Annotated in this window: 22 protein-coding genes; 10 read left to right on the forward strand and 12 right to left on the reverse strand. The window is 60.3% G+C overall.

What is annotated here, in order from left to right; translation table 11 throughout:
- Positions 1-11: 11 nt before the first annotated feature.
- Positions 12-1,637, reverse strand: a complete 1,626-nt coding sequence (locus tag C2L66_RS30125) for an MFS transporter (protein ID WP_060609759.1) — start codon at positions 1,635-1,637, stop codon at positions 12-14.
- Between the two features lie 621 nt (positions 1,638-2,258).
- Here C2L66_RS30125 and C2L66_RS30130 point away from each other — a divergent pair.
- Positions 2,259-2,399, forward strand: a complete 141-nt coding sequence (locus C2L66_RS30130) for a hypothetical protein (protein WP_310042536.1) — start codon at positions 2,259-2,261, stop codon at positions 2,397-2,399.
- A 41-nt stretch (positions 2,400-2,440) separates the two neighbouring features.
- Here the strand turns inward: C2L66_RS30130 and C2L66_RS30135 are convergent, their stop codons facing one another.
- A complete protein-coding gene (locus C2L66_RS30135; protein ID WP_060609762.1) occupies positions 2,441-2,632 on the reverse strand; it encodes a DUF2964 family protein in 192 nt (63 codons plus the stop codon).
- Between the two features lie 169 nt (positions 2,633-2,801).
- Between C2L66_RS30135 and C2L66_RS30140 the strand changes: the two genes are divergently transcribed.
- Positions 2,802-3,761 carry a LysR family transcriptional regulator gene (locus C2L66_RS30140; protein WP_060609765.1) on the forward strand — a complete coding sequence of 320 codons (960 nt, stop codon included), beginning with the start codon at positions 2,802-2,804 and terminating at the stop codon, positions 3,759-3,761.
- Positions 3,762-3,769: 8 nt separating this feature from the next.
- On the opposite strand, the gene mug is transcribed toward C2L66_RS30140, so the two are convergent.
- Both mug and C2L66_RS30150 read right to left on the reverse strand, forming a co-directional pair.
- Positions 3,770-4,327 (reverse strand): G/U mismatch-specific DNA glycosylase, encoded by a 558-nt coding sequence (gene mug / locus C2L66_RS30145; protein WP_060609767.1) that lies wholly within the window; start codon positions 4,325-4,327, stop codon positions 3,770-3,772.
- Positions 4,328-4,409: 82 nt separating this feature from the next.
- Entirely contained in the window at positions 4,410-5,405 is a 996-nt protein-coding gene (locus tag C2L66_RS30150) for a GlxA family transcriptional regulator (RefSeq protein ID WP_060609770.1), read from the reverse strand.
- Between the two features lie 555 nt (positions 5,406-5,960).
- Between C2L66_RS30150 and ilvB the strand changes: the two genes are divergently transcribed.
- Positions 5,961-7,826, forward strand: a complete 1,866-nt coding sequence (ilvB, locus tag C2L66_RS30155) for a biosynthetic-type acetolactate synthase large subunit (protein ID WP_176056881.1) — start codon at positions 5,961-5,963, stop codon at positions 7,824-7,826.
- Here the strand turns inward: ilvB and C2L66_RS30160 are convergent, their stop codons facing one another.
- Positions 7,827-8,030, reverse strand: a complete 204-nt coding sequence (locus C2L66_RS30160) for a hypothetical protein (protein ID WP_060609776.1) — start codon at positions 8,028-8,030, stop codon at positions 7,827-7,829.
- A 188-nt stretch (positions 8,031-8,218) separates the two neighbouring features.
- Between C2L66_RS30160 and dxs the strand changes: the two genes are divergently transcribed.
- From dxs to C2L66_RS30180, 4 genes are all read left to right on the forward strand, one after another.
- The gene (gene dxs, locus C2L66_RS30165; RefSeq protein WP_060609778.1) at positions 8,219-10,000 is read left to right on the forward strand and encodes a 1-deoxy-D-xylulose-5-phosphate synthase; all 1,782 of its coding nucleotides are present in this window, start codon (positions 8,219-8,221) and stop codon (positions 9,998-10,000) included.
- Positions 10,001-10,024: 24 nt separating this feature from the next.
- Positions 10,025-10,363: an ArsR/SmtB family transcription factor gene (locus C2L66_RS30170; protein ID WP_060609781.1), complete on the forward strand. Its 339-nt coding sequence runs from the start codon at positions 10,025-10,027 to the stop codon at positions 10,361-10,363.
- Positions 10,364-10,688: 325 nt separating this feature from the next.
- A complete protein-coding gene (locus C2L66_RS30175) occupies positions 10,689-11,879 on the forward strand; it encodes a porin (protein ID WP_409372679.1) in 1,191 nt (396 codons plus the stop codon).
- 370 nt (positions 11,880-12,249) lie between these two features.
- The gene (locus tag C2L66_RS30180; RefSeq protein WP_054931498.1) at positions 12,250-15,075 is read left to right on the forward strand and encodes a 2-oxoglutarate dehydrogenase E1 component; all 2,826 of its coding nucleotides are present in this window, start codon (positions 12,250-12,252) and stop codon (positions 15,073-15,075) included.
- A 231-nt stretch (positions 15,076-15,306) separates the two neighbouring features.
- On the opposite strand, the gene C2L66_RS30190 is transcribed toward C2L66_RS30180, so the two are convergent.
- Together C2L66_RS30190 and C2L66_RS30195 are read right to left on the reverse strand one after the other, a co-directional pair.
- A complete protein-coding gene (locus C2L66_RS30190) occupies positions 15,307-16,530 on the reverse strand; it encodes an MFS transporter (RefSeq protein ID WP_060609784.1) in 1,224 nt (407 codons plus the stop codon).
- Positions 16,531-16,665: 135 nt separating this feature from the next.
- Entirely contained in the window at positions 16,666-17,616 is a 951-nt protein-coding gene (locus C2L66_RS30195) for a LysR family transcriptional regulator (RefSeq protein ID WP_060609787.1), read from the reverse strand.
- Positions 17,617-17,912: 296 nt separating this feature from the next.
- Here C2L66_RS30195 and C2L66_RS30200 point away from each other — a divergent pair, with 296 nt between their 5' ends.
- Positions 17,913-18,281 (forward strand): DUF2784 domain-containing protein, encoded by a 369-nt coding sequence (locus C2L66_RS30200; protein ID WP_054931502.1) that lies wholly within the window; start codon positions 17,913-17,915, stop codon positions 18,279-18,281.
- A 21-nt stretch (positions 18,282-18,302) separates the two neighbouring features.
- Here C2L66_RS30200 and C2L66_RS30205 read toward each other — a convergent pair whose 3' ends face one another.
- The gene (locus C2L66_RS30205; RefSeq protein ID WP_060609788.1) at positions 18,303-19,469 is read right to left on the reverse strand and encodes an MFS transporter; all 1,167 of its coding nucleotides are present in this window, start codon (positions 19,467-19,469) and stop codon (positions 18,303-18,305) included.
- 139 nt (positions 19,470-19,608) lie between these two features.
- Here C2L66_RS30205 and C2L66_RS30210 point away from each other — a divergent pair, with 139 nt between their 5' ends.
- On the forward strand, positions 19,609-20,496 hold the full coding sequence (locus tag C2L66_RS30210; RefSeq protein WP_060609791.1) for a LysR family transcriptional regulator: 888 nt from the start codon (positions 19,609-19,611) through the stop codon (positions 20,494-20,496).
- Between the two features lie 26 nt (positions 20,497-20,522).
- Here the strand turns inward: C2L66_RS30210 and dapA are convergent, their stop codons facing one another.
- Both dapA and C2L66_RS30220 read right to left on the reverse strand, forming a co-directional pair.
- Positions 20,523-21,404, reverse strand: a complete 882-nt coding sequence (dapA, locus tag C2L66_RS30215; RefSeq protein ID WP_060609793.1) for a 4-hydroxy-tetrahydrodipicolinate synthase — start codon at positions 21,402-21,404, stop codon at positions 20,523-20,525.
- Positions 21,405-21,416: 12 nt separating this feature from the next.
- Positions 21,417-21,758, reverse strand: coding sequence for a hypothetical protein (locus C2L66_RS30220; protein WP_233445078.1), 342 nt, complete (start codon positions 21,756-21,758; stop codon positions 21,417-21,419).
- A gap of 209 nt (positions 21,759-21,967) precedes the next feature.
- Here C2L66_RS30220 and C2L66_RS30225 point away from each other — a divergent pair, with 209 nt between their 5' ends.
- On the forward strand, positions 21,968-22,288 hold the full coding sequence (locus C2L66_RS30225; RefSeq protein WP_082670535.1) for a hypothetical protein: 321 nt from the start codon (positions 21,968-21,970) through the stop codon (positions 22,286-22,288).
- A 145-nt stretch (positions 22,289-22,433) separates the two neighbouring features.
- Here the strand turns inward: C2L66_RS30225 and C2L66_RS30230 are convergent, their stop codons facing one another.
- Positions 22,434-23,705, reverse strand: coding sequence for an IS256 family transposase (locus C2L66_RS30230; RefSeq protein WP_409372583.1), 1,272 nt, complete (start codon positions 23,703-23,705; stop codon positions 22,434-22,436).
- Positions 23,706-24,468: 763 nt separating this feature from the next.
- Positions 24,469-25,779, reverse strand: coding sequence for an MFS transporter (locus C2L66_RS30235; protein WP_054931513.1), 1,311 nt, complete (start codon positions 25,777-25,779; stop codon positions 24,469-24,471).
- Positions 25,780-26,057: the final 278 nt, after the last annotated feature.

Below are 26,057 nucleotides of genomic sequence, written 5' to 3' on the forward strand. Positions count from 1 at the left end.
TGAATCAATGGTTAGCGATTGGATGGCGGTGTCGTGCTCCACGGCGGATAGATACGCACCGGCAGCACTGGGACGAGAAGGAGAACGGCAACGGCGATCACCGCCATCACGCGATAAAGGTCGGCGGAGGTGAGCACCACCGCCTGCTCGTGAATCCGATGCGCGAGTTCGCCGAGACCATGTGCGGCGTTGACGCTCTGACTCGCGATCAATGCGTTGTTGCCCAGATGGTCGACCAGCATGCTCGAATGAAAATGCTCACGGGCCGTGCCCAGACCGTCGATCAGCGCCGTTGCCGCCACGCCGGTGAATGCCTTGAGCGAGTTGAACATGGCGGAAGCGAACGGCCCTTCCGTCGGCGGCAAGCCCGTTGTCACACCCATCAGAATGGCGACGATCACCATCGGCTGCGCCACGATCTGCAACGACTGGAGCCAGTAGAAGTTCTCGCGAACCCACTCGGAAGTCATGAAGCTTCCGAGAAAGCACGTAGTGGCGACCAGCGACAGTCCGAACGCCATGACCCAACGCGAATCGATCCGGCGCGTGTTCAGCAGGGCGGCCGTCAGCGGAAGCGTAATCAGCAGTGGAATGGCAACCAGCAACGCCAGCGGCGCGGTTTGAAGCGGCCGGTACGTGTGCACCTTCGCAAGGAACTGGGCGGGAATCACAGCGACACCGACCAGCAACATCACGGCGCCCACCAGCGTCGACAAACCATGCGAGAAGTTTCGGCGGTACAGCAACTGCAGCTTGAAGAACGGAACCGGCTGATACCACTCGTTGACGAGAAACGCGATGAAAAGCAGCGTTCCGCCGAACAGCATCACGCAGATAAACGTCGAATTCAGCCAGTCGAGTCGATCGCCCTGTAGCAGTCCAATGACTAGCATGGCAACAGCCGGACCGCCTGTGATCAATCCGATCCAGTTGAACGTCCGGAACCTTTCGAGCTTGACAGCATCTTGCGGCAGGCCGTACTGGATCGCGACACAGCTCAACAGTCCGAACGGCACGCTTTGCCAGAACGCCATCTTCCAGCTGACATACTCCGTCCACAACGCGGCGAGTGGCGTGCCGATCGTCGGCCCGAAGGTTGCTGTGAGCGCATATCCTGCGAGCCCATACAGCTTGATTCTGGGCGGAAGATAGCGCAACGCCACGATGATCAGCATGGGCGGCAGACAGCCGCCGGCGACGCCCTGGAGCACACGCAGCACATAAAACGTGGACAGGTTCGGCGAAAGCGGACAGAGAAAGGCAAACAGCATCGAGGCCGCCACCGCACCTATCGTGAACCGCTTCAGGGTGAAGGTGATACCGAACCACGGTGCAAAGATCATCGTGGACACGTTGGCGGCTTCGAACAGAACGGTCAGCCAGCTGCCGTCGTCATGTCCGATGGAGAGCGCGCCACGCACGTCCGTCATGGCAAGTGCCGTGACCTGTTCGTTGACGATGGCCAGCAGCGACGCGAGCAGCATCCCACTCAGACCAATCGCCAGGCGCAACGACATCTCCGCTTGCGCGGGTGCCGGAGGCGCGGACGTCGGTGCTTGCGCGGCAGGCAACGGGGCGGGAGACGATGCAACAACCGGGCCGGCCGTTTCAGTCATCGAGGGATTGACACTCGTCATAGGGGTGCGCTCGGCAAATAGTCCTCAACAACGCATCGCATCTGGATGGACCCTCAGACGATGGACGCTGACGGAGACCTCAGGCGTTCCAGGAAAAGACCTTGGCAATGATCTCCTGATCATTTACGTGGTTAATTCACCCGGAATTGCAGCGGCGTTTTTACCGTGCGATGACCTGATCAATTCTAGGAGTTGAACAGGTTTTCTTAAAGCTGCCGCGTGTAACGTTTTAGGCCAATTGATTTTGAAATCTGGCCATGCGCGTTTTGCCGGGATTTTTGGCGATCAGATGGAAATTGACTTTTTCCATACGATCAATGAGCGCCTATTGTCATAAGGTTGGCCGCAATCTCTGCTGTCCGGCCAGGATCGAGGGCTGGAGCCGAGGTCGCTGCATTTGCAGTAATCCATAAAATAGATTCCGCATGAATCATTCTGAATCTGAAACACATAGTTGTTTTACGTGCATCGACGCAAATCCAGGCGCCGGATAGAATCAAATCAAGTCGAATGAATCCGGCGGCCTGCAATTGATTAACGGTTATTGATTGGTGAGCGAAAATGAAATTCTCAGTTAAAGAAGCAATTCAGTCTGACGATATCTCCAGAATCCAGCGTGCAATGAAGAGCGTCGACGCGGATGCGCAAGTCGACGTCAATGTCGCTGCGAATACGGTCAGCGTGGATTCGTGGCTGATGCCTGAAGAGTTCTTCGTTGCCTTCAACGACGAAGATTACAACGTGGCCATCCTCGAAGCATAGCGGCCGGCATGGCCGGTGCGGTTTGCAACCGGCCATGGCAATCACGCGTCATCACTACGGGTCGACTTGAGCAAGACGACGAAACCTGCAACCACGATGACGGCGGCAATGGCCACGTACGAGGCTATCTCTTCATGACCGGAGAGTAATCCTTTGAATGCGGCAAGCGGGCCGCCCACTGCGACAAACACACCGATCTTCAACAGAGTCGATCTAAGCTTCAGCCGGAACATACCCGCTCCCAAGGTCACGCGACCTGGTCGATTGTCGGAGATGTACTTGGGTTCTTGAAGCGCGCACGCAGCATGTTATGGGCCATTCAGTGCGCGAATTGAGCCAGGCCGGGCGTGACGCGGAAAAGCGGACATACAATCGCGTCGAGAACTGAAGTCGGGAATTACGATGGACAAATTTCGTGAGATGGAGGTGTTCGTCGCCATCGTTGATCGAGGCAGTTTTACCGGCGCGTCAGAGAAGCTCGGCATGTCGGCTCCCACGGTGTCGAGGGCGCTGAATTCGCTGGAAACACGAGTCGGCGCGCAGCTGATTGCGCGGACCACACGGTCAATCCGTCCCACAGACGCGGGCATGTTCTACCTCGAAGCATGCCGCAGAGTACTCGATACCATCGCGGATGCGGAATCGAATATCGCCGCAGAGCAAAGCAAGCCTGCGGGCACACTGACTGTCTCCGCGCCCGTCCTGTTTGGCCAGCGCTTCATTGCCCCGCTCATCAACGCCTACGCGAACATCTATCCGGACGTCAGCGTGAATGTCGTCTATGTCGACCGAACGACGCGGCTGATCGAAGAAGGGGTGGATATCGCGATCCGCATCGGTCATCTTGGCGATTCTTCGGTGTTCGCCGTGCCATTGGGTTCCGTGAGCCGCCGCACCTATGCGGCCCCGGCTTATCTCGACGCGCTCGGGGAGCCCCTTCATCCCAGGCAACTGAGTGACCATCACTGCGTGTCCTTCACGGGCGTGACGCATCCGCTTGAATGGCTGTATTACGAAAACGGTTCGAGGTTGCCCGTTCGCGTTCGCCCGCGAATGATCGTCGATCTGGCGCCTGCGGCTGTCATGGCGGCCGTCGATCGCGTGGGCATCACGCAATTGCTTTCGTACCAGGCAGCGCCGGAAGTGCTCAGTGGGAGTCTGCAACGAATCCTGGCAGCGTTCGAGCCGGAGTCGATTCCGGTGAATCTGCTGCACGTGGAGCGAAAAGGTACGAGCATGAAGATTCGCTCGTTCGTCGAATTCGTGACTGAAACGCTGCGCAGAAACGTGCACCTTCAGTTTGTCGATGCGCCGAAGACAGTGAGGGTGGGAAGTGCGGTCGCTGATCTGGCCGAACCGTAAGACGTAGGTTATCGGGTGCGAGTGGATTCAAGGTGCGCCTGCACCGGGTCGACCGCGAGACGAAGCTCACGATACGCGCAAACCAGTGCATCCAGACTGAACGCGCGGTTCAGGCCACTGGGATTGGGCAATACACAGACGCGTGCGCCGCCGAATGTGACTGACTGAAGTCCCCAATCGACGTCGCGTTTGCCGATCAATTCGGAAACCGCCATCTTGCCAAGGAAGGCGATATAGCGCGGCGCGTACTGCGTGATCTTTCGCTCGAATTCAGGCGCGGCCGCCTTGATTTCCGATCGGGACAACTGTTCCGCACGCGCTGTCGGGCGCGATACTGCCGTCGTCAGGCCGCACCCGTCGCGCAGTAATGAATGGTCGTCTTCAGGGCGTAGCTGTTCGCGCGTAAAGCCCGCCAGATGAAGCACTCGCCAGAACCGATTTCCCCGCCCCTCGAAGTGATGGCCCGCGGATGCCGCGGCTAGCCCCGGATTGATCCCGCAAAACACCACCGATAAGCCGGTATCGAGAATGTCCGGTAGACCTTGAAGCGAGTCGGGGTGAGTCATGAAGATTGCGTGCCTTTCGATGACGATTGGTTAGACGGCACGTGCGGGACGCGTGCCTGGAACATAACCCGATTTACGCGGTTCACTCGGCGAGCGCATCGAGTTCCAACGTGTGTTCGCCCACTTCTCCTCGAAAGCGCTGCCGATACTGTTTCGGCGTCACATTGAGCCGTCGGGCGAACGTCGTACGCATGTGCGTGGCGCTGTGGAAGCCGCATTTGAATGCAACGGTCTTGAGTGGCGCATCCGTTTCCTCGAGCAGCTTTCTCGCCGTATCGACGCGGACCTGCTCGACAAATGCCGAAGGCGTCACCTTTGCATACTTGGCGAACAGGCGCGAGAACGTGCGTCGGCTGACGGAAACCGCGCTTGCGAGTTGCTCGATTGAGAGCACGTCCGTAATGTGGTCCATCACGTAACGCTGCACCTTGCCGATGATGGGATCGTCGTCTTTGCGCACACCGACGTAAGGGCTGTATTGCGACTGCCCGCCTTCACGCTGGATATAAACGACCAGCCGCTTCGCGACGCGCACGGCCAGTTCATGCCCCCAGTCTTCCGCCACCAGCGACAGGCAAAGATCAATGCCCGCAGTGACGCCCGCTGAAGTGAACAGGCGGCCGTCGCGAATGAAAATCCGGTCGGGCTGCACGCACGTTTGAGGAAAATCGTCGGCGAGGCGTCCGGCATCGGCCCAATGGGTCGTCACTTCGCGGCGATCGAGCAGCCCCGCATGCGCGAGCAGGAAAGCGCCATTGCAAACGGAGCCATACCGGGTCGCGCCGTTCGCCTGACGCCTCAACCAGTCGAGAAACGGCACGGGCGGACGCAAGTCGGGCAATTGCGGTCCGCCCGCTATCAACAGCAGGTCGCATTGCGTGTCGAAATCCGCATAACCGAAGGGCACGGCGAGTTGCATCCCATTGGATGCCGTGACCATGCCCGCTTCCAATCCCACGAACGAGACCTGATACCGCTGATGCTCGGGAAGAAATGTGTTGGCTTCGGCGAACACGTCCAGTGGGCCTGCGACATCCAGGGCTTGCACACCATCAAATATGACAACGGCGACTTTCATTTCGTGACCTTCATTGACTGTAAGCACGCCCACGGGTAGCTCATGTTGGACGCTTCACTACAACGCATCACGCAATGCCTTGAAGCCTGGTAACGCGCAGTCGATCAGCTTATCGTAAGAATTCACCGTCACTGTGTCGTGATCAGAAAATCTCAAATGTATTTTTTCCGGAATGCCAGGTTTGCAGGTCGCTTTGCTATTTTTGTCAGTAACTGCAGAATCAGGTTTCCTCAACTTCGTGCTGTCGTTCGCTTGAATAGTGCACCACAAAGTCGGTGAAGGCGATGGCCGAAAACGGCCTCAGTTTGGCCCGCGAATGCGCTTGTTGGGCAATCGCGCCGGCGCAATGCTTGTCACAATGAAGGCGAAACCTCCTCGCAATTCTTCCGGTTGCACATCACAAACGTGCTGGACGGGTTGGCTATGCACGGAGAACCCGTCAGGTCGATCGTCCGCAAGCTGGTGCTGAACATACGTTGTTCTCGAGTTGGAAGGGAGATTGGCCTTTGAATCGGGCCGCTGAAACGATCAGCGCCCTTTCCATTCGAGACAACCATGACCCGCAACCCAAACGTCGCTTCACAAGTTCTCCAGAGATCAGAAAACGCCGGCGAGCCGATGTCGGGCGCCGACATCATCCTGCGCGTACTCAGCGAACAGGGCGTCGATACCGTGTTCGGCTACAGCGGCGGCGCGATCCTTCCGACATACGACGCAGTCTTTCGCTTCAACGAACTGCACGAGCACAATCCCGAGCGTCAGATCAAGCTCGTCGTTCCTGCCAATGAACAGGCGGCAGGATTCATGGCGGCGGGTTATGCGCGCGCCAGCGGAAAAGTCGGCGTATTCATGGTCACCTCGGGTCCGGGGGCGACCAACGCCGTGACGCCCATCGCCGATTGCAATGGTGATTCCGTTCCTGTCGTGCTCATATGCGGACAGGTGCCGCGTGCCGTGATCGGCACCGATGCCTTTCAGGAAGCGCCCGTATTCAACATCATGTCGGCGTGTGCGAAACAGGTCTTTCTGGTTACCGATCCGGCGAAACTGGAGCAGACGCTGCGGACGGCATTCGACATTGCGCGCACCGGTCGGCCTGGTCCCGTCGTCGTCGATGTGCCCAAGGACATCCAGAACTGGGTGGGGACGTACCACGGGCATGGGACGCTGCAGTTTCGAGGCTACTCCGACCGTCTTCGAATGGTGGCGAAGGGCGCCGATCTCGGCGAGGACAAGCGCGATGAATTCTTCGAACTGCTCGCGCAAAGCAAGCGGCCGCTTTTGTATGTCGGCGGCGGTGTGATCGCTGCGGGCGCGACGGCGGAATTGCGCCAATTTGCCGAACGCTACAAAGTCCCTGTTGTGACGACGCTGATGGGACTCGGCGCGATACCCGTGAAGCACGCGTTGTCGCTGGGCATGCTCGGAATGCACGGTTCGGCCTGTGCCAATTACGCGGTCGAAGACTGCGATTATCTGATTGCGGTCGGTGCCCGGTTCGATGACCGGGTCGCTGGTGGCCGGCCCGAAGCATTTGCGCCCCGCGCACGGTACGTCGCGCATATCGACATCGACGAGGCGGAGATCGGCAAGGTCAAGCGAGCACATTGGACTCATGTCGGCGATGCAAGAGACGCGCTTCTGTCGCTGATGGGTGACGGTCGCGATGTGCAAGCGCCTTCTGAGTGGCTCGAACATGTGCAGGACCTCAAGCGGGCCTACGGCATGAACTACGACAGGCACAATCCGGCGATTCAGCCGCAGTACGTCATCGAGCGGCTCAGTGAAATCACGGGCGGGCGCGCAATCATCAGCACAGGTGTCGGCCAGCATCAGATGTGGGCTGCGCAGTTCTTCGACTTCGTCGGGCCGCGAAACTTCCTGACCTCCGGCAGCATGGGGACGATGGGTTTCGGGCTGCCAGCGGCGATCGGCGCTCAATTCGCGCAACCGGATGCGCTGGTGATCGACATCGACGGCGACGGCAGTATCCGCATGAACGTGGGCGAACTCGAAACGGCAAGCACGTATGGTGTTCCCGTCAAGGTCCTGCTGCTCAACAATCTCGGCGACGGCATGATCCGGCAGTGGCAGCATCTGTATTACGAAGGTCGCTTGTGCGTCAGCGACAAGACGCTTCACCGCAAGGACTTCGTGATGGCGGCACAGGCCGATGGGTTTGGTTTTGCCGCACGCGTCGATGCGAGCAGCGAACTGGACGCGAAGCTCAAGGCGTTTCTGGATTTCGATGGGCCTGCTTTCCTCGAAGTCATGATCGACCAGAACGCCGATGTCTATCCGATGGTGGGTCCGGGCCAGAGCTATTCGAATATGATCACCGGGCCGTTCATCCCCTCGCGAAATCGTCAGAAGGCGGGTGGCGAAGGCGCCGGGCGTCAGCAGGTTGCGGATATGTTCTAGCTACCACTGAAACGACAGGTTCGTGGATTCGGCGCCATCGCGGGCCTGCGAACGTTCGACGCGACTCGAATCGTAGCCGGGCATGAAGAGGGCACCCTCGACGCGTCTGAAACCTTCGGGTCCGCAGCACCACATTGCAGCGGACCTGCTGACGGCAGCGGAGAGAATCCAGTTCGCCTGGATATCGACGTTGAGGTTGAACATTTTCTGTCGCCGATTCAGGCCAGATTGTTTCGAATTCGCGCCTCGGCCGGGCGTGGTCACGTGCTTTCGAAACCTGTCCTGCGGGTGGTGAACATTGGCCAAAGATCACCGCGCCGAAACCTTAGTATTGGAGAGGTGGGCGTTGGGAAGACCCTGATTGCCTCGTTGAACATCAGGATTGGAATGTAATGAGCTTACTTGACACCATCGATTCGCCATCAAGACTGCGAGGTCTTGGAGAGAGCGAACTCCAGCGTGTTGCGGACGAGATTCGCGAGTTTCTGCTTGAAAGCGTATCGGCGACGGGCGGCCACTTTGCATCGAGTCTCGGCGTGGTCGAGCTGACTGTCGCACTTCACTATGTATTCGATACACCAGAAGATCGACTGGTTTGGGACGTCGGTCACCAGAGCTATCCGCACAAGATGTTGACCGGTCGCAAAGCGGGCATGGCAAGCGTGCGCCAGGTGGGCGGAATGGCAGGTTTTCCCAGCCGCGAAGAATCGCCCTACGACGCGTTCGGCGTCGGACACGCGGGAACCTCGATATCGGCGGCGGTCGGCATGGCGTTGGCACTGCGCAATCGTGGCGCGCGCGCCGTGGCGATCATCGGGGACGGTGCGTTATCGGCGGGTATGGCGTACGAGGCGCTGAACCACGCAGGTTCCTGCAAGACATTGCCGCTGACGATCATCCTGAACGACAACGGCATGTCGATTTCACCTGCCGTCGGCAGCCTGAACGATCATCTGCAGTCGCTGAGCGGGAAATGGCAGGACGAGCAATCTTCGTTATTCCAAGCGCTCGGTCTCGACTATATCGGACCGGTCGACGGACATGACATTCCGGCGCTGCTGGCCGTACTGCGAGACGCCAGGACGCGAGCCCGTCCGCATGTCATTCATGTCGTCACCCAGAAGGGGCGCGGTTATGAACGCGCGGAACTCGATCCCGTTGCGTACCACGGACCGGGCCCGTTCGATCTGATCGATGGATGGATTCCCTCCGCAGGCGGCAAGCGCACTTATAGCGAGGTATTCGGCCAGTGGCTTTGCGATTCGGCGGCGAAGGACGACCGAATTATCGGCATTACACCAGCGATGCGCGAAGGCTCCTGTCTGGTCGAATTCGAGCAGCGATTTCCCGATCGCTACATCGACGTGGGCATTGCCGAACAGCACGCGGTAACGGTTGCCGCTGGCCTTGCGGCGGAAGGGATGCGGCCAGTCGTCGCAATCTATTCGACCTTTCTTCAGCGCGGCTACGACCAGCTGATCCACGATGTCGCGTTGCAAGATCTGCCCGTTTTGTTTGCTGTCGATCGTGCCGGGATCGCGGGAGGCGACGGCGCCACTCACCTCGGTGCGTTCGATATCGCGGCGCTTCGGTGCATTCCCAACATGGTCGTGATGACGCCATCCGATGAAAGCGAGTGCTACCGCATGCTGAACACGGCGCTCGCCTATTCGGGCCCCTGCGCCGTCCGTTACCCCCGGGCGAAGACAGGCTCCGACGTTATCGCACACACGAACGAGATGGTTCCCTTTGGCAGGGGGATCATTCGACGCCAGGCCGCCGCACATGATGATCGACGTGTGGCGTTCCTTGCATTCGGGCCGCTGCTGTCGGTTGCAATGGAAGCGGCACGGGAAATCGACGCAACAGTGGTGGACATGCGGTTCGCCAAGCCACTTGACGAAGACCTGTTGCTGACTGTTGCGGGAACGCACGATGTGATTGTGACGATCGAAGAAGGCGCGGTGACGGGCGGCGCGGGTGCCGCATGTGCGGAACTGATCGCGGCTGAAGGATTGGCGGTGCCTGTATTGCGTCTTGGGCTTCCCGATGAATTCATTCGGCACGGGGATCGCTCCAGACTGCTTGCACTGAATGGTCTGGATGTCGCAGGGGTACTCGAGACGGTGCGGGCATTCACTAGCCGCCACTTCGAGCTTTGTAGTGCCGTCTGAGGCATCGCACGGGATAGGTCAGCAATGAGCACGAACGGAACGACGATTGACTTCGATGCAGCCATCCGGGCGCTGGCGCATCCTTTCCGTCGAAAAGTACTGCAGTGGCTGGCCAATCCGGACGAGTACTTTACGGAAGCGGAGTATTGCGCGTTTCGATCTGTGTCAGCGGGCATGCTTCACGCTCGAAGCGGCTTATCGCAGTCGACGGTGTCTGGTCATCTGTCCCAGCTGGAGCGGGCGGGCCTGATCAAAACGCAAAAGGTGGGGCAGTGGGTCTTCTTCTCGCGTAACGAAGACACCATCCGTGCATTGGCCGAATGGCTTTGTGCCGATATTGCGCGGATCAGCGAACGGGTCTAGATCGGAAAATTTCTGCCACATGCAACATCTCGTTTCCTCAATACAAAAGTACTGACCAGAAACGGAACGAAGATGTCTCGGAACCGCTACGTCCGCCGCTTCGCCAAAGCAGTGTAGACGATACAGTGAGCGGCCACTTTTGTTGCCCCTCAAAAGCACGATTCCGATTTTCCCATTGCGAGTCTGAGCACTGCTTTTTGGGCAGCAGAAGTTGGCGTGGGCAACAACGAGCAACGATCGACTGCGTGCCGGATTTCAAAGGCGACAGCTGTCGACGCACACAAAAAAGGAATTGAAGATCATGAGACGTTACCTCGAAGTCCGAATGGGACTGTCCGTCGTGGCAATGACAGTTACTGCACCTGTCTTCGCACAAAACAGCGTGACGCTCTACGGCATCATCGACTCGGGCTTCGGCTATCAATCCAGCCAGACGACGTTGGGTTCGACCTCGGGTGGTCACTCGGCCGTCAAGATGATCAATGGCGTATGGGCGGGCAGCCGTTTCGGCCTGAAAGGCACGGAAGATCTGGGTGGTGGCACGAAAGCAGTGTTCCAGCTGGAGGAGGGCTTTAACAGTGCCACTGGGGCACAGTCGGTCAACGGTTTGATGTTCAACCGGCAGGCGTATGTCGGCGTGACCAACACGCGATACGGCGCGCTGACGGCAGGCCGCCAGTACGCGTCGTACTATCAGCTGCTCGCGCCGTACAGCCCCGTAACGTGGCTTTCGGGCTTCTACGGCGCGCACCCGGGCGACCTCGACGGGCTGGACACGATCTATCGGACGAACAACACGATCGAGTACATGTCGCCCAACTGGTATGGTCTCAAGCTCAGCGCTTCGTATTCGCTGGCGGGCGTGCCGGGCAGCGTGAATCAGGGCTCGACGTGGGCCGCAGGACTCCAGTACACACGCGGCGCCTTCGGCGTCGCGGCGGCGGTTTCGCGCATCAACAATTCGACGCGCGGTGGCGGCGCATTCGGTGCCGATTCGGCGACATCGAATGCGGGTGCACAGACAGGTGTGTCGGCCGTCACCAATGGCTATCAGACAGCGCAGGCGCAACAGCGCTTCGCGGTGGGCGCGGGCTATACGATCAACAGTGAGTTCGACGTGACGGCGACGTATACGAACGTTCAATACATCCCGGGCGCAGGCTCGGCGTTCCGCGACCAGGCAGCCTTCAATACGGGCGGGATGGTGCTGCACTGGAAGGCGGCGCCCGTGTGGGACTTCGCTGCCGGTTACAGCTACACGCGTGCTACGCAGGCGAACGGCATCAAGAGCAGCGCTCAATATCAACAGGTCACCCTGTCCGAGTACTACTCCCTTTCCAGAAGGACGGGCCTATATGCGCTGCAGGCGTATCAGCGCGCAAATGGTAAGACGTTGGGATCGAATGGCCACAGCATCATCAATGCGACTGCGACCATCGGCGATGGCTTTCAGTCGACGCCTTCTTCGTCGCGTAGTCTGTTCGCGGCTGGCGTCGGGATCATTCACCGGTTTTGACGTCGTTTAGCTGGATGCGCGCCGGGGCTTCTGAACAACGAAGCCTCGGCACGATGGCCAGAAACGGGCGGTGAATGTCCCCAGACCGTCGAAGCCCAAGCGACGGTGCCGATCCACGCAACCTACACTGTTCATATCAGCGATCAGGAGATTGCTGGTCCTGGCAGGCACAGGGACCTGGCGGCAGGAGCCGCGAGGTATTGCACAGTTGGACCCGGAGAGGATGGCACCAGATGCGTCCTCGTTTCGCGGTCGGATTTTGTCTTCGTGTACCTGTGAAAGCGTTGGCTCGGCCAAGGCAGCAACAGGTGCTGCCTGGCCGGATTTGTGGCAGATAGCGGGTGCGAACCCGACTGAGGACAGAATCACCATGATTACGCGGAATCGGAAAACCTCCTTCCTGTTTGGAGGCAATGCTCCTTACGTCGAAGAGCAATACGAAACATATCTTGCGGACCCGACCACGGTGCCGGAAGATTGGCGCGGTTACTTCGACGCGTTGCAGGACGTGCCGGCTGTCGATGGATCGGATACCGGCGACGTCGCGCATGCGCCCGTCGTGTCGCGTTTCGTCGAACTGGCGAAGCAGACGCGCACGGCAGGGCGCTCGGAGAACGACGTACTGAGTTTCGCCCGCAAGCAGGTCGCCGTACAGGCATTGATTTCAGCCTATCGGATGGTCGGAACGCGCAATGCCCATCTGGACCCGCTGCGTTGGACCGCGCCCGTGCCGGTGCCTGAACTGAATTCGAGCTACTACGATCTGTCCCACGCGGACATGAACACGAAGTTCAGCATGTCGGGCGCTCACTTTCCTGAGCAGGTCGAAACGCTCGGCGACCTGATGCAGGCGCTGAAAGAAACCTATTGCGGCACCCTGGGCGCCGAGTTCATGTATCTGGCTGATCCGGAACAGCGCAACTGGTGGTCCATGCGGCTCGAGTCTTCGCGTTCGAAAGCCACGCTCGATAACGGCGACAAGCTGCACATTCTCGAACGTTTGACGGCTGCCGAAGGGCTGGAAAAATATCTGCATGCCCGCTATGTCGGCCAAAAGCGCTTCTCGCTCGAAGGCGGCGAGTCGCTCATCGTCCTGCTGGACGAACTGGTCGCATACGGTGCCACGAAGGGCGTCAAAAGCTCGATTCTCGGCATGGCGCATCGCGGACGTCTGAATGTTCTCGTCAACATTGTCGGGAAGCCGCCGGCCGCGCTGTTCGACGAGTTCGAGGGAAAGACCGCGCATCTGCTTCCCGCCGGCGACGTGAAGTATCACAAGGGCTTTACCGGCTTGCTCCCAACGGCAACCGGACCTGCCGAAGTGACGCTCGCGTTCAATCCGTCGCACCTTGAAGTCGTCAACCCGGTTGTGCAAGGCATTGCTCGCGCGCGCGCCGAAGTATTGGGCCTGGGCGCAAGTGCGGTGCTGCCGGTGGAGATCCACGGCGACGCCGCGGTGTCGGGTCAGGGCATCGTCATGGAGACCATGAACCTGTCGAACACGCGGGGCTACGGAACGGGGGGCACGATACATGTGGTGGTGAACAACCAGGTCGGCTTCACGACGTCCGACCCGAGAGACGTGCGGTCGTCGTTCTATTGCACCGACATTGCGAAGATGATCGAGGCACCCGTGCTGCACGTCAACGGCGACGACCCCGAGGCTGTGATCGCCGCAACGCGTCTCGCCATCGACTTTCGCGCGACGTTCAACAAGAGTGTCGTGATCGAACTGGTTTGCTTTCGCCGTCATGGCCACCAGGAACAGGACACGCCCAACATCACGCAGCCGATGATGTACCGTTCCATCGCGGGTCATCCTGGCGTCCGCACGCTCTACGCGAGGAAGCTGGTGGACCAGCAGATCCTGTCGGCGGAAGAAGTGGAGAAGTATGTCCATGACTACCGTGAGCGTCTCGACACCGCGCAGTCTGTCGAAGAGAAAAAGCCTTCCGCTCAAAAGGACGAAGAAGAGAACTGGCCGCAACGGCTGGATGGAAACGTCAGCCGTATTTATTACGCGCCGCCTTTGCTGGACCTCGTTCAAAAGCTTGCGCTGAAGATCACCAGTATTCCGGATCAGTACTCGCTGCATCCGCTTGTTGGAAGAGTGGTGTCCGCGCGTCGTGACATGGCGGAGGGCAAGCGTCCGCTCGACTGGGGCATGGCGGAACATATGGCCTTTGCGTCGCTCCTTTCCGCAGGCATCGACGTGCGCCTGAGCGGTCAGGACAGCGAGCGCGGTACGTTTAGCCATCGGCACGCGGTGCTGCACGATCAGAACCGTTCTAGCCGGGGCGAGGGCACCTATGTTCCGTTGCACCATGTGTCGGATGAACAGGGGCGGTTTTCGGTCACCAACTCGGTTCTTTCCGAGGCTGCCGTGCTGGGCTTCGAATATGGGTACTCGGTGGTTCGTCAAAATTCACTCGTGCTGTGGGAAGCGCAGTTCGGCGACTTCGCAAACGGGGCGCAGGTCGTGATCGACAACTTCCTGTCGGCGGGGGCTGCCAAGTGGGGACAACGTAGTGGCGTGACGATGCTGCTGCCGCATGGCCAGGAAGGCGAGGGCCCGGAACATGCGTCCGCGCGGCTAGAGCGCTATCTGCAACTTTGCGCGCAGGACAACATGCGGGTCTGTCAGCCCACGACCCCGGCCCAGATTTTCCACCTGCTGCGGATGCAGGCAGTGCTGCGCGATCGTGTGCCTCTCATCGTGATGACGCCGAAGTCGCTTCTGCGCCACCCGGAGGCTGTCAGCAGTCTCGAGGATCTCGCCAAAGGACGATTCAACGAGATCCTCGCCGAATCGCCGACGAAGGAAGCGGCGTCGAGGGTCGACCGGGTCATTCTGTGTTCGGGCAAGGTCTATTACGAACTTCTCGAGCGCCGGCGTAAATCCGGAAAAGACAACATCGCTTTGATTCGCGTTGAGCAGTTGTATCCGTTCCCCGCGAAGCAGATCAGTTCGGAACTGGAACGCTATCCTGATCTGAAGAGCGTGGTGTGGTGTCAGGAAGAGTCGAAGAACCAGGGTTCGTGGAATTTCGTATTGGAGCAGTTGCTGGGAATCGTGAAGGCACCTGCAACACTGCGCTATGTCGGACCTGAGGCGACGGCATCGACCGCGCCGGGGTACAAGTCGATGCATCTGGCGCTTCAGGAGAAGTACCTGCACGGGGCGATTGACGAATAGTACGGTGGAGTCCGGCCATGTCAGAGGTCGGGAGCTTATCGACGGAGACGAGGTACCGACTGTTGCACTGAAGCGCCCGGTCCTCGTGAACGACGCCGATACCTACGTGGCGTGTGGGCTGGCGGGTCTCGGGCTGATACAGGGCGGCACCTTCCTTCGAATCCCCGGCCCGTTTCCGTCGTGTATACGCCAAACCATTCGATTCAATTGGCTGATTAGTGCTGCTTTCAATCAATCGACGGCAGCACAAGCAGCCTTCGCCCCCGCAGGCCGCGCGATGATCGCGACAGTCAGCAACACCGCTGCCAGCTCACACAGTGCCGCCACCCACCCAAGGCTCCCCACACTCGCGTGAGCCAGCGTGAGCGCACCCAGCGCGGCGCCTATCGAGAAGCCGATATACATGAACGACGCGTTGAGCGACAACACAATCGACGCAACCTTCACACCGGCAATATCGATCAGCCGTGCCTGCTGTGCCGGATAAAACGCCCAGTGCGCGACGCCCCACAGCGCGATAGCCGCGATCACCGGCACGAGTGCGGCGCCCGGCGACAGAAAGCGCGCGCTGATCGACAGCATGGCGAAGGCGAGGCCGGATAGCGCGATCGTGGGAACGATCACGGCCAGAGGTCCAAAGCGGTCATTTGCTGCGCCGCCCGACACGACGCCAATGGCAGCGGCGAGCCCCCACATGAACATCACCATGCCGACCTGTGCGCCCGCCAACCCTGTGATTTCAGCGAGAAACGGCGAGAGATAGGTATAGACGGTGTAAGCGCCCGTGGCCCACAGCGTGGTCGTGAGCAGCGTCGCGAGCACGACGGGTTTGCGCGCGATCGCGATGCGCTCGCGCAGTGTCGCAACGGGAATGCCCGCGCCGATATCGCGCGGCAGGCCGATGCACAACCCCGCCACCGCGAGTGCCGCCAGTCCCGCGACCCCCGCGAACGTCATACGCCAGCCGAGCGCATGGCCAATGACAGCACCAAGGGGAACGCCAAGCGCGATCGCAATCGTAATGCCGCCGTTCACCACCGCGATTGCGCGGCCGCGTTTTTCGGGCGGCACGATGACGCTCGCCAGCGCATTCGCGCCCGGCACATAGAGACCGGCCGACAGCGCCAGCAAGACCCGGGCGCCCATCAATGCCCAGAAGGACGGTGCAGCGAAGGCGAGCAGGTTGGAAAGCGCGAACGCGATCATGCTCGCGAGCAGCAACGTGCGCCGGTTCATGCCGCCGCTCAATGCTGTCAAGACTGGGGAGCTAAGGCCGTAGGCGAGCGCGAATACGGTCACCAGCTGTCCTGCCGTTTCGATCGTCACCGACAGGTCGGTCGCGAGCCCGGGAAGAAGCGGCGAAATCATGAAGCCTTCCGTGCCGATCGCGAAGGCGCCGAGCGCCAGCCAGTACACGGGGGCAGGAAGGGATGAAGTTGTGTTAGTGGGTGTCATGTGAGGCCAGAAATCCAGAGTCAAGCGTTGCCTGATTCTGGATCGGCCCGTAGCGGACATCAATGGACTGGCGTTCCGGACATATCGGACATGAATGTCCGCAATAACCAGCGAAAGGCCCCCGTTGCCGGTTCGTCACGCCGCATGAACAGAAGCCAGCGCCGAAGCCAGCATGTTTCCGACTGGCGCGGTTCTGGCATCGACATCGATGTCGATCGAAAACTGCTGGTGCGCGAGATCGATCATCGCCGTCAGTGCTGGCGTGACGATCGTGTCCTTGTTGCGGATGAACACGGTCTTCACATGCGCGAACTGCGACGGCAGCGCGTGGCAATGCACGGCATGCCGCGCGCCATGAGTCTCCACCACCGATCGCGGCAACAACGTCATCCCCATTCCCGCTGCGACGCACGACATGATTCCATCCAGCGTGCCTAGCTCCATCACCTGGCCCGGAATGATACCGGCCTGATAGAACCAGTTTTCGAGTGTCGAACGATAGAAGCAGCCCGTCCTGAATGCGAGCACCGTTTGCCCGGACATCTGCTTCGCAAGCGCACCAAGCGATTCGAACTCGATACCGCTCACGAGCACCAGTTCTTCCTCAAAGACTTCTTCCTGATGCAGTGACGAACTCTGATGAAAGCCGCCGACGAATGCGCCATCCAGCCGGTGACATTCGACCGCCTTGATCAGCTCGTTCGTGGTGCCCGTCATCAGCGACAGTTGAACCTGCGGAAACTGCTCGTGATACTTCGCCAGCACTTTCGGCAGGCGGATCGCGGCCGTCGTTTCCATCGACCCGAGGCGTAGCAGTCCGCGCGGCGACGCATTGTCCAGCAGCGCGTTGCGGCTTTCGTCCGTCAACTGAAGGATGCGTTGCGCGTAGCCCAGAAAAATCTGTCCCGCCGACGTGAGCACTACGCCGTTCTTCTGCCGGATGAACAACTGCTGGTTCAATTCCGCTTCGAGCTCCTTGATGCGCATCGTCACGTTCGACTGGACGTTGTGGATCTTTTCAGCCGCTGCCGTGAAGCTGCCGCAATCGGCCACCGCGCAAAACATTCTCAGATGCCTCAGTTCCATCGTGCGCCTCGCCGGATCACCTCGGATGATGAAGATTCAGGCTAGCACATCGAGCCTGATGATTGACTTGCGTACCTGGACACAAACGCGCGCATCGTTGACGCGCAGGAAAAGCCGCGGATTTCGGATCGACAGGTTTTCGCTGCGCCACGGAATTTTGTGCGCCGCAAGCGCGTCGAGCACGGGCGCGCGAAACGCTGCACAATTGCCTCGCGGAGGGGGAATCCGATCGGCCTGATTCTTCACTGCCGCGTGTTACGCGAACGTGGCCGGGATAGAAGCGCGCAGGAAACGTCATGATCTGGCTCGCCGACGCAGTGCTCGTGCTGCATGCGCTGATTGTCCTGTTTATTGTCGGCGGCTTGATTGCGATCTGGTCAGGGGCAGCGTTGAAGCACGTCTGGGTGCGCAATCGCGCATTCCGCGTGCTGCATCTCGTTGCGATCGGCGTCGTCGCGATTCTTGCTGCACTCGGCGTACCGTGCCCGCTTACCGTGATCGAAGACCATTTGCGCACGGGCGGCGCGGTCGAGCAAGGTTTCGTCCAGCGATGGGTGAGCCACTGGCTCTACTACGATGTCCCCGCCTGGATGTTCGCGGTTGCGTACGTGGCGTTTCTGCTGATCGTAGCGATCACATGGCGGTGCATTCCGCCGCGCCGTTGAGAGCGGGCGCGACGCACGCGATCATTCCCGCTGCGCTTCACCCGCCATCTGCGGCCGCACCTGAATCATCACCGACACGCACCCGAGCGCAAGTCCGACCGCACACACACCGGGCCATTGCCATACGCTCCACGCCCAGATGCCCAACGACGACCCGAGCGCGCCGCCCGCGAAGCGGATCGTCATGTAGAGCGTGTTGATGCGGCTCATCGCATCGCTCTTGATGCTCATATTGCGCGCCATGTTCGCGACATGTCCGCTCTGCAAACCCAGATCGAGAACGATCACACCGGCGACGAGGCCCGCAATCGTGTTGCCCGTCGCCGCGAGAATCGCAAACGCCACGACGAAGATGGCGCCGCTCGCCAGCACGACGTGACGCGGGTTGCGCGTGTCGATCAGCTTGCCCGCTCCCGTCGATGCAGACGCGCCAACCACGCCGACCAGGCCGAACAGGCCCGCGACCTCGCTGCCGTAATGCGGGTCCATGGCGTGCAGATGAAACGCAAGCGTGGCCCAGAACGCGCTGAACGCGGCGAACTGAAGCGCCGCGATCGCCGAGGTCTGGCGAACCAGCGGCTCTTCGCGGATGAGCGTCCATAGCGAACCCATCAGCCGCCGATACGTGCCCGTGTACGTGGGCTGCGCGTTCGGCAGCATGCGCGACAGCACGGCCGCCGTGACGAGCATCGCCGCCGCCGCGACCCAGTAGACGGCTCGCCAGCCGAAATGCTGCGCGATCGATCCGGAGATCGTGCGCGACACGAGGATGCCGCACAGCAAGCCGAACATCACGATGCCGACCGCCTGGCCGCGTTGCTGTGGCCCGGCGAGTTGTGCCGCGAACGGCGTGAGCAACTGCGGCGCGACACTGACGAGGCCCGTCACGAAGCTGGCCGCGATGAGCCAGTTCAACGTCGGCGACAGCGCGATCGCGGCGAGCGCCATGCTGGCGATGCACAACAGCGTGCGCAGCATCGAACGGCGTTCGAGCTTGTCGCCTAGCGGCACGAACAGCAGCAGGCCGAGTGCATAACCCGTTTGTGCGGCGACGGATACCGTTCCCGCCTGCCTTTCGGTGGTGTGGAACGCCAGCGCGAATTCGGCCAGCAACGGCTGGTTGTAGTAGTTATTCGCGACCACGACACCCGCCGCGCCCGCCATGAGCCAGAAGATCGAACGTTTCATCGGTGTGTTCCCGTGGCTTCGCCGCCCGTCGATCAGGCGGATTTATCGTCTCATTCACAACGAATGTAGACTATTCCGAAAAGTGCCGGTATCCATCCAAAACGGCAAGCAGCCTTGCCAAATCCGGAAGAGTCGATTTATGGACCGCTTTGAAGCAATGAGCGTCTACGTGCGGGTCGTGGATGCGGGAAGCCTGTCGGCAGCCGCGCGCGCGATTCCGATGTCGTTGACCTCGGTCAGCAGGCACATTTCGGCGCTCGAAGCGCAGTTCGGCGCGCAATTGCTTCGGCGTACCACGCGCAACCTCGCGATGACTGACGAAGGGCGCATTCTCTACGACCGCGCGAAGGCGATTCTCGGCGAAGTGGACGAGCTTGGCAGCGCGTTGTCGGCGGGACGCGGGAAGTTGTCTGGACGGCTGCGGATCGCCGCGCCGAATCTGCTTGGCCGGCTGGTCGTCGCGCCGCTGTTGCCGCGCTTTCTCGCGGCGCACCCCGAAGTGGCCGTCGATCTGATGCTCGTCGACCGCGCCGTCAATCTGGTGGAAGAGGGCTTGCATGTCGCCGTGCGCGTCGGCCGGCTGCCGGATTCGAGCCTCGTTGCGCGCAAGCTCGATGACATCCAGATGGTGGTATGCGCAGCGCCTTCGTATCTCGCGCAGCGCGGCACGCCCCGCAAGCCCGACGATTTGCGCAAGCACGATTGCCTCGTTTTTTCGGATGCGCCCGGACCGGTCGAATGGCGCTTCCAGTCGGGCGCGACGCGCATGCGCATCGGCGTGACGGGCCGCTTGTGGATGAATAGCCTCGACGCGCTGGTGTCGGCGGCGATCGAGGGCGCGGGCATCGTGCGCGCACCCGCGTGGCAGGTCGCGGCGCATATCGGGCGAGGCCGCTTGCGGCCCGTGCTCGACAAGTTCGCGCCGCCCGCCACGCCCGTGCATGTGGTGTTCGAGCGCGCGAAGCTGTCGTCGCCGAAGATCAGGACATTCGTCGACTATCTGGTCAAGGAATGGGGCCGCGCGTGAATTGAGCCGGCGTGCGCCGGGCGCGTTCAGACGGTCATGGCGAGTTCCGCGCGCATCGTGCGCAGCGTCTCGTGTGCGTGCGAGAGTTGGGCGACGAGCGCCGCCGATGCCGCCGTGATCGGCATGCGCACTTCATCCGGGATACGGCCTTCGATCGACAGCATGGCCTTGATGGCCGACGGATTGGGCGCGGAGAACAGCAGCTTGAGAACAGGCTTGAGCCGCTCGAAGATCCGGCGTGCCGCCGTGGCGTCGCCCGCTTGCATGAGCGACTGAACCTCGATCAGCAGATCCGCGCAGACATGCGCGCTGGCGAGGATGCCGCCGTGCCCACCCGACGCGAGGCAATCGACGAAAGCCTCGTCGGTGCCGCACAGCATATTGATGGGCAGTTTGCCCAGCGCGCGGAAGTGCTGCGCCGCGCATGCCTTGATCGCGACGATGTTCTCGTGTTCCGCGAGCCGCGCCACGGTAGCGGGTTCGATCGACACGCCCGTGCGATGCGGCACGTCGTAGAGCACGATGGGCCGTTCGGTTTCGCGCGCGATCTGTTCGAAATGCCACGCGATGCCCGCCTGATCGGGGCAGACATAGGCGGGCGGCGAGACGAGAAAGCCCGCCACGTCCCATCGCTCGAAGCGCCTGATTTCGCGCACGAACTCGCGCGTGTCGAAACCGCCGATGCCGACGAGCACGGGCAAGCGGCCATCGACGACGTCGCTGATGGCCTGCAGGACGGTCACACGCTCGATGTCGGAAAGCAGCGCTGCCTCGGCGGTCGTGCCGAGCGCGACGATGCCTGCGATGCCGGTGCGCGCGTAATGGTTGGTCAGCGTTTGCAGCGCTTCGACATCGACTTCACCGGAACGAAACGGCGTGACGAGCGGAATCCAGATTCCCGAATACATGTGTTTGCTCCTTCACCTGGCGATGCGTGTGATGGTGCCGATGGTGGCTTCGGACATCGTTGCGATCAGCGTGTGAAGCGTGAAATCCAGATCTTCGGGAGCGATGTTGAAATGGACGCAGGCCTTGTCGCGCAACATCTGTGTGTGCGAGATGTAGACGCCGAGCGGCGAGTGGAGGAGCGATGCGAGGTGGTGGCGAAACGCATCCGGCGAGGTGCCGGTGACGAAGATTTCGAGTTGTACGCGCTGGGCGCGCAGAGGAACGACGTTGGAGGGGCGTTGCGTCGACGGGATATCCGGGACGAAGTCTTGCGGCGCGCGAAGTTGTGCGGAGCCCATGTTGATGGTTGCCACGACGGGCAGTTGTCGAGATGGGGCTAGCGTAATGCGAAGCGCGTAAACGCCGCGTAAAAAGCGCGTGTGTTTGCGCAAATACGAGGGATCGACATGGCGGGTTTATTGCGCGGGTCGTTGTCTTTACACCGTATTTAGAAGGGGCCCGATAGGATCTTCGGGATTGGCGTTGCAGCGCCGCTGCGTGACGTCATGTCCTGGAGTCGACCATGTTTGAAACTGGAAAAGAATATTCTCGTGAAGACGTTCATCAGGTGACGGGTGGCAGCAAGCACGCGTTTTTGCCCGTCAAGGGCGGCAAGATTGTTGCTGCGCGATTGCGGCCTGGTCTTAATCCGCATGCGCCGGAGGTGATTCTTTGTGACGGTAGCGCTTCTTCGCGCGCGGCGGGGCATACGCTTGCGCGGCAGATCGAGGCTGTTCCTGTTTTTGTGCGGACGTCGTCCGATCGGTTTCGGTATGTGGGCGAGTATGTTAAGAATAGTAGTTTTACGCTTGCGCAGATTTCGCGGGTTATTAGGATGAGGTGAGTTTTTTGCCGTCCGGCGGGTTGGTTGTTTTGGCCTCTTCGCTGGCATTCGCGGTTTGCTTTTGCTTTCGCTGGCATCCGCGAATTGTTAGCGTGCTTCACGGAGCCTGTCCGCATTTTTGTGGGCGAGGCGGTTAAAGGAATCGTTAGCCGCGCGCCTGCGTAAATCGATCGCCAAACAGAATAGCAAACTGGTTCATGGCTGACTTCCAGTCGAAGGCTGAGCGCACGTTTTTGGCCAGGACGTTGCGCAATGCCAGCCAGAGTAGCTTGATTGCAGCCTCGTCATTGGGGAAGTGACCGCGGGTCTTGATGATCTTGCGCAACTGCATGTTCAGACTCTCAATGGCGTTCGTGGTGTACACGACCCGCCGGATCTCGGGTGGAAACACGAAGAACGGCGTGACGTGCTCCCAGGCGCGCTGCCAGGACTGCACGATAGTCGGGTATTTCGCGCCCCATGGCCCATCAGCAAAGGCCTGCAGAGCCTGCTTCGCTGCCTCTTCGCTGGCAGCTGCGTAGATCGGACGCAGCGCCTGGGCGACAGCCTTGCGGTCCTTCCAGCCAGCGTATTCCAGGCTGTTGCGGATCAGATGCACGATGCAGGTCTGCACCGCCGTCTTCGGGTAAGCTGCGCCGATCGCGTCGGTCAGCCCCTTCAGGCCGTCAACGACCGCAATCAGGATGTCCTGGCAGCCGCGGGTCTTGAGTTCGTTGAACACCTTGAGCCAGAACTTCGCGCCCTCGGTCTGCTCAATCCACAGGCCCAGCACATCGCGCTGGCCGTCCGCCTGAATGCCCAGAGCCAGATACACCGCCTTGTTGCTGACCACACCGTCATCGCGGATCTTGACCCGCAACGCGTCGAAGAAGACCACCGGATACATCGTCTCGAGCGGACGGTTCTGCCAGGCCAGCGTTTCGGCCATCACCTCGTCGGTGACCGAGCTGATGAAATCGGGCGACACCTCGGTGCCGTAGCTCTCGGCCAGAAAGGCCTGGATCTCGCGCACGCTCATGCCACGCGCGTACATCGCGATGATGCGCTCGTCAAAGCCGGTGAAGCGGCGTTCGTGTTTGGGGATCAGGATCGGCTCGAAGCTGCCGTCGCGGTCGCGCGGCAACTCGACCCGGACGACGCCACGATCGGTGATGACCGTCTTGCGGCTGGCGCCGTTGCGCTCGTTGGCCTGGCCAGCGGGTTTGGATTCGCCCGGTGGATACCCCAGATGCAGATTCATCTCCGCACCCATCGCGCGTTCGATAATCGCCTTGTTAAACGCCAGCATCAGATCCTGCACCTCGGTCGGCGTCATCGGCCCCTTGACCAGCTCGTCCAGCAGTGCTTTGGGCAGTTCAGGCAGCGGCCCTCGGGCCGCTGCCTGAGACGCCACCGTGCGTTTCTTCTTCATTGGCATATCCATGACTTTTACCTCTCATGATATGCCTCGCCCACAAAATGACGGATAGGCCCGCTTCACGCGTCGCCCCTGTGCGGGGCGGCACCTACTTTTCTTTGCCGCCGCAAAGAAAAGTAGGCAAAAGAAAGCGGCTCACACCGCCAGCGCTAATTCTTGCCTGAGGGCCCCCAAAGGGTCTTACACTTCACACGGCAATCACGTGACCCACGTTCGTTGCCAACGCGCTGAATGAGCGCCTCACCCACTTCAAGCACCCCGCGTTTCGGCATGCCGCGCCAGCCAGTCCACCGCCGCCCAGGTGGCAAACTGTGTGTCGGCCCTCGGTGCTCCACACGCTTCACTCCAGACCGATTGCGCACGCGCCCCACCCGGTAAGAGCGCCAGGCTATACGACGCGACAACCTACACACAGTTTGCCACCTGGGCGGCACATACCGTTCGCCGCCGTTTGCCCGAGTACGGGTAATCGAAGCGGGTGAGGCGCCTGTTCGAAGCGTTGGCAACGGGCACCAACCAGGGCCACTGGTGTGTGAAGTGTGGGGACGTTGGGGGCCCGTGGGTAAACGTCAAGAATTGGCGGTGTGAGCCGCTTTCTTTTGCCTACTTTTCTTTGCGGCGGCAAAGAAAAGTAGGTGCCGCCCCGCACAGGGGCGACGCGTGAGGCGAGATAACACATCGCGGATGCCCGCGAAAGCAAAGGCAAATCGCGGACGCCAGCGCAAAAGCAAAACCCCCTAACCCACATGCGCAGCAAAAACCGCTAACGATTAACCACCTGCTTCGAATAAGAAAGCGCCAACACACACCCCATAATCATGCAAACGGCGAACCCATAAAGCCCAGCACTCTGCGAGTGAAAAGTATCCCGCAACCATCCGATGAAATAGGTACTCCCGAACCCGCCAAGATTGGCGATAGAGCACGCAAACGCAATCCCCCCCGCCGCCGCCGACCCTTTCAAAAAAGTCGAAGGCAAAGCCCAAACCACAGGCATCGCGGCCGCCGCACCCGCATTCACGAGCGAAAACAAAAGCACAGTGGTCAGCGTGCCATGCGACCCACCCGCGGCAACTGCCAGCGCAACAGCAGCAACCGCAAACGGCACCACGATATGCCAGCGCCGCTCCCGCATGCGATCCGAACTCGCGCCACACCACAGCGTACCGATCACAGCAACGGCATTAGGCACCGCCATCAGCCAGCCAATCGTGTACGCGTCCTTGACGCCCGTATCGCGCAAGATCGAAGGCAGCCAAAAGCTCACAGCATAAAGCCCGAGCAACACACACAAATCGATCAGCCCAAGCGCCCACACCTTCGGATCGACGAACGCCGCGCCGAGCGCGTGGCTCTTGTTGCCGGCAGGATCAGCATCGAGATTCGCACGCAACACGCGCTTCTCGTTCGCGTCGAGCCAGTTCGCCGATTCGATGTTGTTCGGCAGCCAGCGCAAGATCGCAAAGCCCAGCACCACAGAAGGCAGCGCTTCGATCAGGAACAGCCATTGCCAGCCGCCAAGACCGTGCGCGCCATCGAAGAAGCGCATGATCCAGCCGGAAATCGGGCTGCCAATCATGCTCGATAACGGCAGACCAACCATGAACAGCGCCACGATGCGTGCACGCCGTGCATCGGGATACCACTGCGTCAGATAGAGCAGCACGCCGGGCAGAAAGCCCGCCTCGGCCACGCCGAGCAGAAAACGCACCACGTAGAACTGCACCGGCGTCGTCACGAACATCGTCGCGCCCGACAGAATGCCCCACGTAATCATGATGCGCGCAATCCACAGTTTGGCGCCCACGCGTTGCAAGATCAGGTTGCTCGGCACCTCGAACAGGATGTAGCCCGCAAAGAACAGGCCAGCGCCAAGACCGTAAATCGTGTCGCTGAATTTCAGCGCGTCGAGCATCTGCAACTTCGCGAGACCGATGTTGATGCGGTCGAGATACGCCGCGAAATAACACAGGCAGAAGATGGTGATCAGGCGGAACGTGACCTTGCGGTATAGCTCGCCGTGTTGGGTGGCGGCGGGAGAGAGAGCGGCGCTGCCGGATTGCACGGTGGACATGAGGACTCCCTGTTGGGATGGGTCGAATTGAAGTTTGCCGTCCGATGCGTGCACACATCGAACGCTCACAGACATCTGTATAGCATGTCAAAATATAAGCGTATACGCTCGAAAATACCCTGGTGTCCGGAAGATCGCCGGATTTACTGAAGCGTCACGAAAAGCGCGAATCGTGCATACATGGCAAGGCGTTTGCCAAAGCAGTACCGATGCGAAAAATGCTGTCGAATGGTGCTGGTTCCGCACGTAATTTGTGCGTATGCGCTCAAATATGAAGT

This window comes from Paraburkholderia caribensis (genome assembly GCF_002902945.1).
Taxonomy (GTDB): domain Bacteria; phylum Pseudomonadota; class Gammaproteobacteria; order Burkholderiales; family Burkholderiaceae; genus Paraburkholderia; species Paraburkholderia caribensis.

What these genes read in the sequence shown, in the direction of transcription:
- C2L66_RS30125 (WP_060609759.1), bottom strand. Translation starts at nt 1,637, where the DNA reads ATGACGAGTGTCAATCCCTCGATGACTGAAACGGCCGGCCCGGTTGTT.
- C2L66_RS30130 (WP_310042536.1), top strand. Translation starts at nt 2,259, where the DNA reads ATGAAGAGCGTCGACGCGGATGCGCAAGTCGACGTCAATGTCGCTGCG.
- C2L66_RS30135 (WP_060609762.1), bottom strand. Translation starts at nt 2,632, where the DNA reads ATGTTCCGGCTGAAGCTTAGATCGACTCTGTTGAAGATCGGTGTGTTT.
- C2L66_RS30140 (WP_060609765.1), top strand. Translation starts at nt 2,802, where the DNA reads ATGGACAAATTTCGTGAGATGGAGGTGTTCGTCGCCATCGTTGATCGA.
- mug (WP_060609767.1), bottom strand. Translation starts at nt 4,327, where the DNA reads ATGACTCACCCCGACTCGCTTCAAGGTCTACCGGACATTCTCGATACC.
- C2L66_RS30150 (WP_060609770.1), bottom strand. Translation starts at nt 5,405, where the DNA reads ATGAAAGTCGCCGTTGTCATATTTGATGGTGTGCAAGCCCTGGATGTC.
- ilvB (WP_176056881.1), top strand. Translation starts at nt 5,961, where the DNA reads ATGACCCGCAACCCAAACGTCGCTTCACAAGTTCTCCAGAGATCAGAA.
- C2L66_RS30160 (WP_060609776.1), bottom strand. Translation starts at nt 8,030, where the DNA reads ATGTTCAACCTCAACGTCGATATCCAGGCGAACTGGATTCTCTCCGCT.
- dxs (WP_060609778.1), top strand. Translation starts at nt 8,219, where the DNA reads ATGAGCTTACTTGACACCATCGATTCGCCATCAAGACTGCGAGGTCTT.
- C2L66_RS30170 (WP_060609781.1), top strand. Translation starts at nt 10,025, where the DNA reads ATGAGCACGAACGGAACGACGATTGACTTCGATGCAGCCATCCGGGCG.
- C2L66_RS30175 (WP_409372679.1), top strand. Translation starts at nt 10,689, where the DNA reads ATGGGACTGTCCGTCGTGGCAATGACAGTTACTGCACCTGTCTTCGCA.
- C2L66_RS30180 (WP_054931498.1), top strand. Translation starts at nt 12,250, where the DNA reads ATGATTACGCGGAATCGGAAAACCTCCTTCCTGTTTGGAGGCAATGCT.
- C2L66_RS30190 (WP_060609784.1), bottom strand. Translation starts at nt 16,530, where the DNA reads ATGACACCCACTAACACAACTTCATCCCTTCCTGCCCCCGTGTACTGG.
- C2L66_RS30195 (WP_060609787.1), bottom strand. Translation starts at nt 17,616, where the DNA reads ATGGAACTGAGGCATCTGAGAATGTTTTGCGCGGTGGCCGATTGCGGC.
- C2L66_RS30200 (WP_054931502.1), top strand. Translation starts at nt 17,913, where the DNA reads ATGATCTGGCTCGCCGACGCAGTGCTCGTGCTGCATGCGCTGATTGTC.
- C2L66_RS30205 (WP_060609788.1), bottom strand. Translation starts at nt 19,469, where the DNA reads ATGAAACGTTCGATCTTCTGGCTCATGGCGGGCGCGGCGGGTGTCGTG.
- C2L66_RS30210 (WP_060609791.1), top strand. Translation starts at nt 19,609, where the DNA reads ATGGACCGCTTTGAAGCAATGAGCGTCTACGTGCGGGTCGTGGATGCG.
- dapA (WP_060609793.1), bottom strand. Translation starts at nt 21,404, where the DNA reads ATGTATTCGGGAATCTGGATTCCGCTCGTCACGCCGTTTCGTTCCGGT.
- C2L66_RS30225 (WP_082670535.1), top strand. Translation starts at nt 21,968, where the DNA reads ATGTTTGAAACTGGAAAAGAATATTCTCGTGAAGACGTTCATCAGGTG.
- C2L66_RS30230 (WP_409372583.1), bottom strand. Translation starts at nt 23,705, where the DNA reads ATGCCAATGAAGAAGAAACGCACGGTGGCGTCTCAGGCAGCGGCCCGA.
- C2L66_RS30235 (WP_054931513.1), bottom strand. Translation starts at nt 25,779, where the DNA reads ATGTCCACCGTGCAATCCGGCAGCGCCGCTCTCTCTCCCGCCGCCACC.